Source organism: Paraconexibacter sp., assembly GCF_041602235.1.
GTDB lineage: Bacteria > Actinomycetota > Thermoleophilia > Solirubrobacterales > Solirubrobacteraceae > Paraconexibacter.
Map to the genome: position 1 here is coordinate 1 of NZ_JBFIGP010000075.1, position 14,372 is coordinate 14,372.

The 14,372-nt window shown below is 72.8% G+C and carries 12 protein-coding genes; 2 read left to right on the forward strand and 10 right to left on the reverse strand.

What is annotated here, in order from left to right; all coding sequences use genetic code 11:
* Positions 1-717, reverse strand: a 717-nt coding sequence (locus ABYE80_RS08370; RefSeq protein WP_372789814.1) for an FkbM family methyltransferase, incomplete at its 3' end; no start/stop codon positions are given.
* A gap of 224 nt (positions 718-941) precedes the next feature.
* On the opposite strand from ABYE80_RS08370, the gene groES reads away from it, so the two are divergent.
* Both groES and groL read left to right on the forward strand, forming a co-directional pair.
* The gene (gene groES, locus ABYE80_RS08375) at positions 942-1,232 is read left to right on the forward strand and encodes a co-chaperone GroES (protein WP_372789815.1); all 291 of its coding nucleotides are present in this window, start codon (positions 942-944) and stop codon (positions 1,230-1,232) included.
* A 15-nt stretch (positions 1,233-1,247) separates the two neighbouring features.
* Positions 1,248-2,876 carry a chaperonin GroEL gene (gene groL, locus ABYE80_RS08380; protein ID WP_372789816.1) on the forward strand — a complete coding sequence of 543 codons (1,629 nt, stop codon included), beginning with the start codon at positions 1,248-1,250 and terminating at the stop codon, positions 2,874-2,876.
* A 90-nt stretch (positions 2,877-2,966) separates the two neighbouring features.
* Here the strand turns inward: groL and ABYE80_RS08385 are convergent, their stop codons facing one another.
* The 9 genes from ABYE80_RS08385 to ABYE80_RS08425 form a co-directional block, all read right to left on the reverse strand.
* The gene (locus ABYE80_RS08385; RefSeq protein WP_372789817.1) at positions 2,967-4,469 is read right to left on the reverse strand and encodes a choice-of-anchor Q domain-containing protein; all 1,503 of its coding nucleotides are present in this window, start codon (positions 4,467-4,469) and stop codon (positions 2,967-2,969) included.
* A 37-nt stretch (positions 4,470-4,506) separates the two neighbouring features.
* On the reverse strand, positions 4,507-5,925 hold the full coding sequence (locus ABYE80_RS08390; RefSeq protein WP_372789818.1) for an MlaD family protein: 1,419 nt from the start codon (positions 5,923-5,925) through the stop codon (positions 4,507-4,509).
* Positions 5,926-5,927: 2 nt separating this feature from the next.
* Positions 5,928-7,187 (reverse strand): MlaD family protein, encoded by a 1,260-nt coding sequence (locus ABYE80_RS08395; protein WP_372789819.1) that lies wholly within the window; start codon positions 7,185-7,187, stop codon positions 5,928-5,930.
* Complete coding sequence (locus ABYE80_RS08400; protein WP_372789820.1) at positions 7,187-8,629, reverse strand: MlaD family protein; 1,443 nt, start codon at positions 8,627-8,629, stop codon at positions 7,187-7,189. The genes ABYE80_RS08395 and ABYE80_RS08400 overlap by 1 nt, the downstream gene beginning before the upstream one ends.
* Positions 8,626-10,041 (reverse strand): MlaD family protein, encoded by a 1,416-nt coding sequence (locus tag ABYE80_RS08405; RefSeq protein WP_372789821.1) that lies wholly within the window; start codon positions 10,039-10,041, stop codon positions 8,626-8,628. The genes ABYE80_RS08400 and ABYE80_RS08405 overlap by 4 nt, the downstream gene beginning before the upstream one ends.
* A complete protein-coding gene (locus tag ABYE80_RS08410) occupies positions 10,038-11,612 on the reverse strand; it encodes an MlaD family protein (RefSeq protein ID WP_372789822.1) in 1,575 nt (524 codons plus the stop codon). The genes ABYE80_RS08405 and ABYE80_RS08410 overlap by 4 nt, the downstream gene beginning before the upstream one ends.
* The gene (locus ABYE80_RS08415; protein WP_372789823.1) at positions 11,609-12,964 is read right to left on the reverse strand and encodes an MlaD family protein; all 1,356 of its coding nucleotides are present in this window, start codon (positions 12,962-12,964) and stop codon (positions 11,609-11,611) included. The genes ABYE80_RS08410 and ABYE80_RS08415 overlap by 4 nt, the downstream gene beginning before the upstream one ends.
* Positions 12,961-13,764 carry an MlaE family ABC transporter permease gene (locus tag ABYE80_RS08420; RefSeq protein ID WP_372789824.1) on the reverse strand — a complete coding sequence of 268 codons (804 nt, stop codon included), beginning with the start codon at positions 13,762-13,764 and terminating at the stop codon, positions 12,961-12,963. Before ABYE80_RS08420 ends, ABYE80_RS08415 begins: the two co-directional genes overlap by 4 nt.
* Positions 13,761-14,372 (reverse strand): ABC transporter permease (locus tag ABYE80_RS08425; protein ID WP_372789825.1); only part of this gene is annotated, 612 nt, incomplete at its 5' end. The genes ABYE80_RS08420 and ABYE80_RS08425, both read right to left, overlap by 4 nt.

A 14,372-nucleotide genomic window follows, 5' to 3' on the forward strand; every position in this document is an offset into this window, starting at 1 on the left:
CGCGATGTCGATCTGGGCGAGCTGCCCGTCGAGCGGGCGCAGGTGCCCGTTGTAGAGGTCGGCGACGGCCCAGCCGTGCTCGGCCATCCACCCGACGACCTCGGCGAGCTGCGCCGCGCCCGGGTTCAGCGCGAACAGCGAGACCTCCAGCAGCACGAGCTGGGAGACGGCGAGGGTGTCGGATGCCCCGGCGAGCACCTGGAGCTCCGCGCCCTCCACATCCGCCTTGAGCACGAACGGCCCGTTGAGACCGTGGGCCCGTACGAGATCGTCGATCCGGCGGACGGGAACGATGCGGCGCTCGACGTCGACGCCGTCACCGGCCCGATCCCCGACGACGGACGAGCAGGCGAGCACCCGGTGGACTCCGATCTCGAGCTCTCCGTCCTGCGGCCCGGCGGCGCACAGCTCGTAGGCGGACCCGGAGGGAGCGGCGGACACGATCGCCTGCAGGCCGGGCTCCCATTCCCGCAGCGGCTCGACCAGCAGGCGCCGGGCGGAGGGGAAGGCGGCGTAGAGCTCAGGTGTGCCGGCGGCGACCCCGACGTCGACGATCGTCTCGGGAGCCACGCCGAGCTGCGCGTAGTGCGCGAGCACCTCCGGAAGGGTCCGGCGCGGTCCGCGCCCACGGCGGCGGACCTCCACCCCTGCTCGTCCGGCGGCGCGTTCGACGACGGTGCGGGCACGGGATCGGACGCGGGAGGTGAGCGACGACACCGGCGGCAGGCTATCCACGCTCGGCGGGTGCCCGCTGCCTGGCCCGTGATGACCGCGGTGACACCGGCCAGGATTGGCACTCAGGTGAAAAGAGTGCCAACGGGGGATTGACCGACCCTCTCCGGTGTGTATGCTGCGAGCACGCGCTGGCACTCTCACGGTGAGAGTGCCAACAGAGCGCGATCTGCCTGTTCCACCACAGACTCCAGTACGGAGGGTCACACATGAAGCTCAAGCCCCTGGGCGATCGACTGATCGTGCGGGCGATCGAGGAGGAGGAGACGACCGCCAGCGGTCTCGTCCTCCCCGACACCGCCAAGGAGAAGCCGCAGAAGGGCGAGGTCCTCGCCGTCGGCGACGGCAAGCTCGAAGACGACGGCAAGCGCATCCCGCTCGACGTCGCAACCGGAGACACCGTCCTGTACAGCAAGTACGGCGGCACCGAGATCAAGGTCGACGGCGAGGACCTGCTGGTCCTGCGCGAGTCCGACGTCCTCGCCAAGGTCGAGAAGTAGGAAAAGGAACCACTCATGGCTCACAAGGAAATCCGCTACGACGCGAACGCACGCAAGGCCCTCGAGGCCGGTGTGGACGCCGTCGCCAACGCCGTCAAGGTGACGCTCGGCCCGAAGGGCCGCTACGTCGTCCTCGACAAGAAGTTCGGCGCCCCGACCATCACGAACGACGGTGTCACGATCGCTCGTGAGATCGAGGTCGAGGACGTCTTCGAGAACCAGGGCGCCCAGCTCGTGCGTGAGGTCGCCACGGCGACCAACGACGTCGCGGGTGACGGCACCACGACCGCCACGGTGCTCGCCCAGGCGATCGTCCGGGCCGGCCTCAAGAACGTCGCTGCCGGCGCCAACCCGCTCGCCCTCAAGAAGGGCATCGAGACGGCCGTCAACAGCATCGTCGAGAACATCGCCAAGCAGTCCAAGCCCGTCGACGGCAAGGAGCAGATCGCCCGCGTGGCGACCATCTCCGCCGGTGATGAGGAGATCGGCGACGTCATCGCCGACGCGATCGACAAGGTCGGCAAGGACGGCGTCGTGAACGTCGAGGAGGGCCAGACCTTCGGCATGGACCTCGAGTTCACCGAGGGCATGCAGTTCGACAAGGGCTACATCTCGCCCTACATGGTCACCGACCAGGACCGCATGGAGGCCGTGCTCGAGGAGCCGTACATCCTCATCGCGAACCAGAAGATCGGTTCCGTCCGCGACGTCCTGCCCGTTCTCGAGCAGGTCATCCAGTCGGGCAAGTCGATCCTCATCATCGCCGAGGACGTCGAGGGCGAGGCCCTCGCGACGCTCGTCGTGAACAAGCTGCGCGGCACCTTCACCGGTGTTGCGGTCAAGGCGCCGGGCTTCGGCGACCGCCGCAAGCGCATGCTCGAGGACATCGCCATCCTGACGGGCGGCGAGGTCATCACCGAGGAGATGGGTCTCAAGCTCGAGAACACCCAGATCTCCCAGCTGGGCCGTGCCCGCCGCGTCGTGGTGTCCAAGGACACGACCACGATCGTCGACGGGTCGGGCGACGCGGCTGCCATCAAGGGCCGCATCAGCCAGATCAAGTCCGAGGTCGAGAACACCGACTCCGACTTCGATCGGGAGAAGCTCCAGGAGCGTCTCGCCAAGCTCTCCGGCGGCGTCGCCGTCGTGAAGGTCGGCGCGGCCACCGAGACGGAGATGAAGGAGAAGAAGCACCGTGTCGAGGACGCCCTCCAGGCGACCCGCGCGGCGCTCGAGGAGGGCATCGTCCCCGGTGGTGGCGTCGCGCTGCTGCAGGCCGGCGACACCCTCAAGCTCGACGACTACAGCTCCGACGAGCAGACGGGCGCCCGGATCATCCTGCGCTCGCTCGAGGAGCCGCTCCGTCAGATCGCCGAGAACGCCGGACTCGAGGGCTCGGTCGTGGTGAACGACGTCCGCAAGGCGAAGAAGGGCTTCGGCCTCAACGCCGCCACGGGCGAGATCGTCGACCTCATCGCGGCGGGCGTCATCGACCCCGCCATGGTGACGCGCTCTGCCCTGCAGAACGCGGCGTCGATCGCGAAGAACATCCTCACCACCGAGGCGATCGTCTGTGAGATCCCCGACTCCGACAACGGTGGCGGCGGCATGCCCGACATGGGCGGCATGGGCGGCATGATGTAAGGACCCGAAGCGCCCGTCCCGGGCACTTCGAGCCGCACCGAGGGGCCCGCCAGCGCGGGCCCCTCGTCGTTGTCCGGGGCCTTCGTGCGATCAGCGTCGCCCGGCGGCGGTGGATGCACGCACCACCCGGAAGGAGCGATGCAGCGCGCGTCCGTGCGAGCCCCCGCCGGCCGCCCGGATGCGCGCGACCAGCCGATAGGACCCGGGACGCAGCGAGCGCCCGGCGAGCCGTCCACTGAAGCGCACCCTCGACGTGCCCTTCGGCAGCGGACGCTCGACCGCGCCCTTCACCCACACCCAGCGGCTGCAGCGGCGCGTGGACCGGACCCGCCTGCCACCCGGCGCACGGCAACGGCCCGCGACGCGGCGTCCCGCCACCCGGCGCTGCACGCGGAGGCGCAGGACCGCGGCGTCCGCGACCACGACCCGTACGCTCGTGCCGCGTCCGCGACGGGTGCCGACGCGGAACCTCGTCGGGCGCAGCGCCAGGCTCCGGATCCTCGGCGGCGACGACGGATTCAGGACCTGCTGCGGCTGCTCCTGCGACGGGGCGACCGCGGGCGGCGCCACGACGACCTCCACCGCACCGATGTCGCAGGCGCCCCCCTGCGGGCGGGCGACGCCGCGCTGATCGAGGCCTCCCGCCGGACACCCCGGATCGGCGTCCAGCAACGGGCTGCCGGCCAGCGGCAGACGGGTCGGGGTGGGACCACCGGCCTCCCCGAGCGCGGCCAACTGGGGGTCGGCGCCGCTCCGATCTCCCGGCGCGGCGAGCCCACACCCGGTCCCGGCGTCGAGGTTCGCCCCGAGCGACGTCACCCCCGCCCCGGTGCATCCACCCAGGACGGTGGCCCGCGCCTGCACCGTGGCGCCCGCCGCGGTGTCGAGGTCCGCGCCGCCGCCGAGCCCTCCCGCGACGGTGGACTGCACGAAGCTCACCGACCCGGACTGGACGGACACGCCCGCACCAAGGGGCGCGGCGTTCGCCGCGATCGTCGACCTCCGCACGTCGATCGTGCTTCCGCCCGCCACGCGGATGGCGCCGCCTCGCTCGGTCGCCGTGTTCCCATGGAGCGTGCTCGCCTCCACGACCACCGCCGCACCGCTGGTGGCGTCGATCGCGGCTCCCCGAGCGGCGGAGTTGCCCGCGATCACCGAATCCCGCAGTAGCAGGTCGTTCCCCCCGCCGAAGAGCAGGATCGCGGAGGCCGCGGTCGTGCCCGTGACGGTCACCCCATTCAGGTGCAGCGACGCGTCCTGCTCGACGAGGAAGACCCGACCATCCCCACCGGACACCTCCCGCAGGACGGTCGTCCGTGGGTCCGTCCCGACGATGTCGACCTGCTCGCCGATGGCGAGGATCAGGTCCTGGCCGGTCAGGTCGTAGGTGCCCGGCGGGACCCGGATCGTGTCCCGGCCGACCGTCCCCTTGGCGTCGATGATCGCCTGCCGGAGGGTGCAGGTGGCACTGCCCGCCACGCAAGAGCCGGGCCCGTCGGCGGTCGCGGTGATGTCGTACTCGGCGGCCTGCGCGGTGTGGCCCACCGCCAGCACCGCCCACATCGCCGCACCGATGAGCCATGAACGTCGCATGTCTCCCAAACCGGCGGACGGGTGAGAACTTACGGCGTCACCGCACCGGCGCCGGCAGCAGCCTCGGATAGAACGCCGACCTCCCGTTGTACGTCCACGGTCCCTGGGTCACGCACGGAGGTGCGCCGGTGCCGGTCGCGGGGACGTACGGGACGTTGCCGACGTTGCGGCAGTCGTAGGACTGCAGCGGCTCGCGCCCCATCGCGTCCAGGCCGTCCGGCTTCAGGTACGGATTGGCCCGGTTGGTCGGGAGGCGCTTGATCCAGCCGCCGATGGTCTCGTTCCAGACCGTGATGGCGCCGCCGCCACGGTGCAGGATGCGTCCTCCGGGCCCGACCATGGTCCCGTTGGAGAACGACCCGACGTTCGAGAGCGGCCCGAGCAGCGAGGGCCGGCGATACGCCGCCAGCAACTCCATGATCGGCTGCAGCTCGCGGGTGGCGCCGAGCACGTCCCGGAGGGACGGTCCCGCCGCGTCGAGCACCCGCGTGAGCGCAGGGAACCCGGCGCGCCCGGCCCTCAGCACCGGCGGCAGCTCGTCGAACAGGGACGTGAAGGCGGGCACGTCACGACCGATCGAGCGCAGGGCCGGGGCGACGGCCGGCGCCGCCCGCTCCAGCGCCCCCACCCCTGCCTGGAGATCGCCGCTGCTCGCCCGGACGACGTCGGCGGTCCGCCGCAGCTCCCGGAGGAAGGGGGGGAGCGCGCGCACGGTGGCCGTCAGCTCCGCGTTGCGCCGCGCGGTCTCGCGCAGCACCTCGTCGGCCGAGCCGACCGCCCGGCGCACCGCGCCCTCGCGGCGACCGATCGCGTCGAACACGACCCCGGAGCGCGCGAGCACCTGCTCGAGGTCCCGCTGCTGTCCGTCCAACTCGTCCAGCACCTCGTCCGCGCTCGTGGCGAGAGGGGCGAACGATCCGAGCGCATCGCTGAAGTCCTTCGACCGACGGTCGAAGGCGACGCCGAAGCCGTGGAGGAAGGAGCGAAAGCGCGCCCGCGTCGGTGGAGTGAACGTCTCCAGGAACTCGTCGAGCTGCACCGCGGGACGGACGTTGCCCGCAGGCATCCGACCTCCGTCGCGCAGCCGAGGGGCGCTCGCCGGACCGGGGGCGATCTCCAGGTACCCCTCACCGAGCATGGTCTTGGTCCGGACGGTCGCCGCAGCCTCGGATCCCAGCGGAGCGAACTCGTCGTCGATCTCGATCAGGGCTCGCGCACGCGAGCCGGTACGGACCACCGAGCGCACGCGGCCGATCCGCACGCCGGCCTGCTGCACGTCGGATCCGACGACGAGGTTCGTCGCGCTCGGCAGCGGCACCGTGAGCTCGTACCCCTTCGCCCCGAGCGGGAGCGCCCCGCCGACCATGCGCAGTGCCCCGAGCGTCAGCACGACGCACAGGAGTCCGAAGACGACCGGGAGGCCGAGCCTGCGCCAGGATGGGATCGACGTTTCCATGGCTACTCGGGACACGCACCCAGCACGCCCATGGCGTCCTGGAGCTGCTCCATGTCCTGCAGCCCGGCGCAGTCGACCACGCGCGTCGCGCGCGCGATCGCGCCGTGGGCGTCGGCGGTCGAGGCCAGGGAGTTGAGGTTGTGGAACCCCCAGGCGAGCCAGAACAGCATGCCCTCCTCCTCGGGTCCGGGCGGGTTGTAGGCGAGCGTGTTGAAGAAGTACGTGAGCGCGGCGACCGCGTCGGTCAGCGGTGGTGCAGCCGACCGCAGCGACACCACCGCCGGCGCCGCGTCGCGGAGCAGCGGTCGGGCGGCGCGCACCAGTGGGCGGATGTCCGCCCGCAGCGCCGTCGTCGTCTGCCGCACGAACGGGCGCAGCCGCTCCAGCGCGCCGGGCAGCCGGCGGACCGGCGGCTCCAGCGCGGCAGCCGTCGGTCCGAGCTCGTCGGCCAGGGGGGTGGCGGCGCGGAGCGTCGCCCGGGTCTGTGCCAGTGTCGGCGGAAGCTCGTCGAGCGTCGCGCGCAGCGCCTGGTCCTGGCTCGCGAGCGAGGCGAGGACCGCGTTGCCCGAGGTGACGACCTCGGCGAGCCGGCGGTCACGCGACGCCGCCGACGTGACCTTGCCGAGGTTGGTCACGAGGCGGGCGAGCGCCCTGCGTCGGGCCTCGAGGGCCCGGGACACCCGCCCGGCCGACTCGGTGGCCGGGCCGAGCGCCAGGAGCATCCGCCGGAGATCGGGTCCACGCTCCCGCGTGCCACCCGCCACCGCCGCGATCAGACCCGTGAGGTAGGTCCGGGTGTCCGCGTCCAGCCGTGAGAGCAGATCCGCCAGTGGGACCGGCACCGAGCTGCGATCGACGCCGAGGCGTGCCCCGTCCGCCAGCACCCGGGCGGGCGGCCGTCCAGGGTCGAGGTCGAGCTGCATGTCCTTCAGCGGCGTGATGGGCTGCAGCGCCACCGTCGCGTTGGCGCGGACCTCGGGGACCTGCTCGCGGTCGAGTCGCAGGCGGATCACGGCGCGGCCGTCCACGAGCTCGACACCGGTGATCTGCCCCACCTTCACACCGGCGACGTTGACGGGCTGACCGACGCCCGCCAGCACGCCGTCCGCCTCCGCCACCTCCACGCTCAACGTGCCGAAGCGCTCGAACGGCAGGGCGACGCGCTGCTTGGCCAGCACGTACAGCGAAGCCCCGAGGCCCAGCGCTCCGAGGACCGCGAACGCGGCGAGGAACTGGACGTACACCTGGCGGCGGGTGCGCATCAGCGGCCCCTCCGCATCCACGCCGGCGGTGTCCCGGAGCGGGCCCGCATGTTGGGGAGCTGCTGCTCGGCGCACGGCGCGCCCGGGTTCCACTGGGGGTCCTTGCCGTATCCCAGCCACGTCGGCCGGATGCCCCGGACGGGCGGACCGTCCGCCACCGCGACACCGCCGGTCGCCGGTGACGCGCCGATCAGCGTCCCCTCGCCCTGGGTGATCCCGGCCCGGACCGCGACCCCGTTGCCGTCGAAGGCGGCGGCGAAGCCGACGGCGGCCGTGAACGCGTGGAGCATGTCGAGCCACGCCGGATCGCCGGTGCTGTGCACCCCGTCGTCGAGCTTCATGTTCAGGGCGGGGACCACGGTCTCCGACAGGCAACGCGAGACCGGGATGACCCGGTCGGCGAGGGCCCCCAGCTGTGGCTCGAGGCGCGGCAGAGTGGCGCTGATCGGTCGTAGCTCCCGCAGCAGGCCGGGAAGCTCGCGCGGCGCGGACAGGCCGTCGAGCTGGTCGAGGAACGCCTGGGCGTCTCGGACGGTCCCCGGCATCGAGCGCAGCAGCGGGCGGGCCGCGACGGCCAGCCGCCTGAGCGCGGGGAGCCCGCGATCGAGGCGCGTGAGTGGCTCCGGCGCCGCCGCGAGCACCTCGTCGAACCCGCGGATCGCCGCCGCGAGCTCGGCGTCACGCGCCGCGAGAGCGCCCATCACGGTGCGCATGTTGGTCATGAACTCCGCCAGCGCCCGCGGCGAACGGGCCAGGGCCGACGTGACGTCGCCGGTCGCGATGAGCGCACGGGGAAGGTCGCCCGCACGGCTTCCCCGGGCGGCGGTCGCGACGGCGCCGAAGCTGTCCAGCGACGCCTCCAGGGCGCGGACGGTGCGGCGCGCGCCACGTGCACCGCTGGGCACGGTCCTCGGGACGTGCTCGGCACGTCCCAGGCCCTCGGCGAAGGCCGCGAGCCCGCCGTGCAGCGCCTCGCGCGTGCCCCGGTCGAAGGTCGTCAGCACCTGGTCGGCCTGCACCGGCGTGGTGGTCCGGCCGACGGGGACGAGCCCGCCGGACTCCAGCTCGGGCGCCGCCGGCGTGCCGGGGCGCAGGTCGACGTAGAAGTTCCCTTCGAGGATCAGGCGCGGCCTGATCGCGAGCGTCGCGTCGGCGTGGACGGGACGCGCGCCCTCCTCCATGCGCATGCGCACGATCGACGTGTCGTGTGGCCCGGACGTGATCGCGCGCACCTCCCCCACGGTGACCCCGGCGATGCGCACGTCGCTGCCGACACGCAGGCGGTTGGCGGACGTGAACTGCCCCCGGATCTCGTACGTGCCGAACTGCCCGAGGTGATCGCGGCCGAACGCCACCGCGGTGATGACCGCGAGCGTCACGAGGAGCAGCACGGCAGCGCGAAGATGCCGTCGCTCGCTCGCCTCCTGATGCCGGGCGGTCATCGCGCGGCCTCCGTGAGCAGTCCGGCGGCGGCAGCCTTCTCGCGGGTCCCTGGGGGCGGTTGCGTGATCCGCGTGGTCCGCGGCTGGAGGCCGGGCGGGTTGCCGATCGCCTTGCCGGGGTTCGGCGGCTCGTTCCCCGACTCGCACTCCTGGGCGTTGGAGTTCGGCATGTAGTTGACCTTGAGGTCGGGAGCGGGGGCGCTGGCCTGGAACGCCTCCCCTTCGGCGCCGGTCGTCGCCACCCCGAGGTTCCACAGCGCCGGTCCCTCTCCGACGCCGACCGTGCCGATGAACGAGGAGTAGCCCTGCCCGGTCAACGCGATCACGTTGCAGTGGACCTGGGCGGGCGCGAGCACGGAGGTGAACTGGTCCACCGCCGTGATCAGGTCGCCGAACACCGCGATCGCCGGCCGGGTCGTGCCGAGCGAGCTGAGGCGGCGCAGGGCGTGCATCGACGCGGTCATGCGGGTCGCCGTCTCGGGGACGGCGCGCAGGGCGGGACGTCCGGCTCGCAGGGTGTCGTTGAGCGCGCGGAGCGCTCCGGGCGCGAGCTGCGCTCCCTGACGCAGTTGACTGGCGAGCCTGGCCGTCCGCCCCAGCAGCGGCGTCGTACGCCGCAGGGACCGCTCGACCGCGCGTGCCGTCGGTGCGGTCTCATCGATCGCCGCCCCGAGGGCCGCCGGGTCGGATGCGAGCGCGGCGAAGGTGGTGGCGCCGCCGGTGGTCATCGAGGCCAGCGGTTCGCGCACCGATGCGAGCGCACCCGAGAACCGGGCCGAGGCCTCCAGGAACGGCGCGAGCCCTGTCGACGGGGCCGCCAGCGTGCGCATGACCCGCCGCAGGGGATCGAGCAGCTCCGCGGCGGCGTGGATGCTCACCCCCATCGCAGGTCCGCGGCCGGCCAACCCGTCCCCGAACCCGGACATCGCGACGGCGAGATCCTTCGACGCCTGTCGGTCGAAGAGGTCGAACAGGTCGGTGATCGCGACCGTCCGTCGCGCTGCGGAGGCCGGGAGCTGCTGGCCGGGACCGATCGTCGCGGTGGCGACTCCCGGCACCAGGTCGACGTAGGTCGCGCCGAGCACCGACGCGGGCCGGACGGCGATGCGGGTGTCGGCCGGCAAGGGCTCGACGTCGGCGTCGAGCTTCAGGTGGAGAAGGATCGACGCCGGCTCGCCGGGCCGGGGCTCGATCCGGTCCACCTGTCCGACCCGTGTCCCGGCGATCCTGACCTCGTCGGTCACGTGCAGCCGCTGGGCGCTCGGGACGATCGCGGTGATGCGGTACCGCTGCTCGAGCGGCAGCCCGCGCAACGCCCCGTAGCTGATCCACACGACGGCGGCGATCACGACGAGACCGACGATCCCGAGCAGCACGTGGAGACGCGCGGTGTCCGGACGTCGACGCGTCATGGCCGCAGGAGGTAGTCGAGGAGGGCGGATGTCGACCGCGTGCCGGTCCGCAACGGCGCGATCCCGGGACGGGAGACCGGCGGGAGCACGTCGTGCAGCTTCGGCAGGCCGGGGAGCGTGATCGGCGGGACGACCTCGTTCGGCCGGCCAGGTCCGGGGCGCGTGGAGGGCGGCGTGGGCCGGCGAGGCTCGCGTCCCGGCTGCGCGACCGTGGGAGCGGGCCGCCGTGCCTTCGCGCGACGACGCTTCCCTCGGGCCTGCTCGACCGCACGCCGCACGGCGGCCGGGTTGGCGGTGCAGGTGGTCGGAGCGTCCCAGGTCGCGCCCCCGTGGGCCGGGCACTCGGGGTTGTTGACCGGGATCGTGCCGTTGCCGGGCGCACGGTAGTTGTGGTTGCAGGCCTTGACGGTCGGATCCTGGATGCACTGCGGGAAGGCCGTGACCGCGAGCCCGACGATGTGGGAGATGTCGTCGTAGGCCGACATCGACACCGCCGTCGAGTAGGAGATCCGCAGCAGGCCCTCGAACCCGCCCCGGTCCCGGGTGCTGCTGAGGAGTGCGTCGAGTGCCGGCGCGGCCTTCTCGAGGGTCGTGGCCGTGGCGGCGAGCGCCCGCGTGACGGGGCCCGCGCGGCGGACCGCCGGACGTGCCGCGCGCGAGGAGCTGACCAGCGCCCGAACGGCCGGGGCTCCGTCCCGCACGAACGGGTCGACCTGGCGCGCCAGACGCCCGAGCTCCGGTGCCGACGCTCGCAGCTCGCGCAGCAGAGGCGCGGTCCGGCGCGCGGTGGTGCGCAGCGCGCGCAAGCCCGGCCGCGCCGTGCGCAGCATCGACGGCAGGTCCGCGACGGCACGGGCGAGCTGGTCGCGGTGGGCGGCGGTCGCCGTCGCGAGATCGGCGGTCGAGCGCACGAAGCCACGGACATCGGCGTCGCCGCTCGCGAGGGACGCCAGGACGCGATCGGTGTCGCGCACCGCGTCACCGAGCTGGGCTCGCTGGGCCTCGAGGACGTCGAGGACGCGCTGGGTCTGCTGCAAGGCCGGGTTGGCTCGTCGCAGCAGCGCATTCAGGTCCTCCCCGCGTCCGGCCGTGGCGAGGCCGAGCTCGGTGATGATGGCGCGGATGCGGTCGTCGACCGGGAGCGAGAACGCGTTCAGGAGATCCTGCAGCGACGTCGGCACGGTGGTCTGCTGCAGCGGGACGGTCGGGAGCCCGCCGGCCGTGGGCGGCAACGCGCGGTCGCGCCGGCCGGGACGGCACTCGACGTAGTTCTCGCTGATCAGGCCCTCGGGCAGGATGGTGCAGGTCGCGTCGCTCCCGAACGGGGCGAAGCGCCGTTCGACGGTCATCTCGACCCTGGCCTTGGGACCCGCGATCACCGCTACCCGCTCGACGCGTCCGACCGGGGCCCCGGCGACCTTGACCTGCTGGCCCGGAACGAGGCCGCGGGCCGTGTCGAACACGGCCGCCACCCTGTACGGCTCGCTGCCGCCCCCTCCGCCGGCGACGCCGAAGGTGACAGCGACCGCGGTGACGAGCAGTCCCGCGAGAAAGGCGACCGTGCGCGTCATGGCTCGTTCACGCTCGCGGGAACGTCGTCCTCGTGGGTGCACAGGCGCTCGTCGAGGACCCACGGGCTGGACCCGTCCGGCGCGGGGGGCTGATTGCCGCCCGGGCACCGGCGGGTGATGCCGGTCCGCAGACCCAGGACTCCGGGGACCAGGTCGGTGACGTTCAGCAGCCGCCCGAGCCGACCTTCGACCGCGGCCTGCGGGCTCTCGACGTACTCGAGCTTCGCGTAGTGGCCGAGAGCGTCGTACGGGCCCGTGGGCACACCACCGTCACCCGCGAGCAGCCCGATCACCATGTCGGGTCCGTACAGGCGCAACCCTTCGAAGATGGGTTGGCTGGCGCGCATGGCGACGCCGGTGGTGCGGAAGGCGCGCGCGACCGGACCGGCGATCGGCCTCAGCCCCGCCAGGGATGCGGTGAGGTCCGGGAGCTGCCGGCGCAGGGCGTCCACCACCTCGCGAGTCCTGGGCAGCGTCCGCGCGAGGTCTCGCAGGTAGGGGGTGAGGGGCCGCTCGGCGGCCGGGATCGCGCGCAACGTCGGGCGCAGGTCGTCGACCGCGCCGCGGGCTCGCGCGAGGGTTCCGCGTGCCTGCCCCAGCACCTTCGGTGCCCGCCCGAAGGCCCGTCCGAGTGCTCGTCGCTCGGACGCTATCGCGCGCATCGCGACCGCCGACCGATCGATCGCGTCGACGAGATCGGTGCGACGGCCGGAGATCGCGCCGGCTGCGACGTTCGCGGTCCGCAGCAGGCGGCCGAGCGCTTCGCGATCGCGCGCGAGCTCGCCGTAGAACCCGCTCAGCTGACCGGTCGCGGGGGCGAGCTTCTCCAGCATGGCGTTGAACGCGGGACCGCCCGAGCCCGCGTAGATCTCGTCGCTGCGGGCGATGAACTCCCGCATGGCGGCGCGCTGCCGAGGTCCGAAGGACTCCAGCAACGCGTCGACGTTCACGATCCCGGTCGTCACGTCGGGGCCGAGGACCGCGCCGTCCGGAAGCTCGGCGCCCTCCCGCGGTCCCGGCGTGAGATCGACGATGCGGTTGGCGATGCCTGCCTGCCCGACCGCCCTGATCTCGGCCCGCGTGCCCACGTGCAGCGGTGCGAACGCCCGGTCCTCCACCAGCAGCTCGACGTCGGCGAGTCCGTCCGGCGCGATGCTGACGCGGGCCACGTGCCCCACCTTGCGTCCGGCGACCTCCACCCGATTGCCGGGAATCAGCAGCCCCGCGTTGGCGAAGCGGGCATGGACGCGGTACCCGTCGCCGCGGAGCACGAGCGCGGCGGCGACCGCCACGCCGAGCAGGCAGGCCATCGCGAGCGCCGTGCGGACGGCACGGGTGCGCGTGTTGGTCATCCGCCGATCGGCAGCCGCGCGCTGCCCCCCCAGAACACCTGGCTGGTGAGCACCCCGATCAGGTGGATGCCGACCAGGTTCACGACCATCGCCCGCGCGGTGGCCGTACCCACCTCGACCGGACCGCCACGGACGCGGAACCCGTACCAGACCCCGACGAGCACGACGTACGTGCCCATCAGGAGTCCCTTGAAGATCGAGAAGAGGAAGTCGGGACCGCTCTGGAACTGCCAGAACAGCGTGAGGTAGCCGCCCGCCGAGACCTGCCCGATCTGCAGCACGACCGCGATGTAGGCCCCGAGGAAGCCGACGACCACGGCGACCCCGTAGATGAACGGCAGGATGATCCACACGGCCAGCAGCCGGGTCGTGCAGACGTACACGGGTGTGTCGAGCCCCATGACGTCGAGCGCGTCGAGCTCCTCGGTGATCCGCATCGTGCCGATCTCGGCGACGTAGCCGGTACTGACCTTGGCGGCCATCATGTAGCCGAACGCGTAGGGCGTCAGCTCACGCAGCCCTCCGAGCGCGGGCCCGAGCGCGGCCAGCGACGGCGCGCCCACCAGGCGCGCCCCGTACGAGGACTCGATCCCGAGGACGAGCCCGAACGCGAAGACCAGGGCCAGGACGATCATCACCGACCCGCGGGCCAGGATCGTCGCCTGTCGCATGACCTCGACCGCGTACGGCCGGATCCGCGCGGTGCCCCGGATGACCTCGGCCGAGAACTGCGCGGCGTCCCCCACCTCGAGGGCGGCGCGTCGAGCCGCCGAGGTCGGACGGGCGGCTTTGCCGGTCATCCGCGCACCTGCGACAGGATGGGCTGCGTGGCGAGGAGCAGCTGCGTGAACACGTAGTCCGTGAACCCGATCGTCAGGAAGCAGGTGACGATCGCGCGGTTCACCGCGCGGCCGACTCCCTCGGGCCCGCCCGACACGGTCATCCCCCGGTAGCAGCAGACGACCGCGATGATCGCTCCGTAGAGGCCGGACTTGAGGATGGCCGCCTGCAGCTCGAGGGCCGTGGCGTTGCTGCGGAACGTCGCCAGGAACGGCCGGACCTCGGCGTCGTGCTGGTAGAGCACCAGGAGCGCCCCGAGCATCCCGGCGATGATCGCGAAGACGACGAACAGCAATGCCGCGAGCGTCAGGGCGAGGACGCGCGGCACGACGAGGTTCTTGATCGGGTCGACGCCCAGGACGCTCAGCGCCGCCGTCTCCTCACGGACCACGCGGGCGCCGAGGCTCGCGCAGATCGCGGTGCCCGCGGCGCCGGCGAGGATCACGCCGACCACCAGCGGCGCGAAGAGCCGCACGACCACGAGCTGGTAGACGCTGCCCATCCGGTCGTAGGTGCCGAAGAGCTCGAAGAACCCGGACGCCTGCACGCCCACCGGCCCGAACGACAA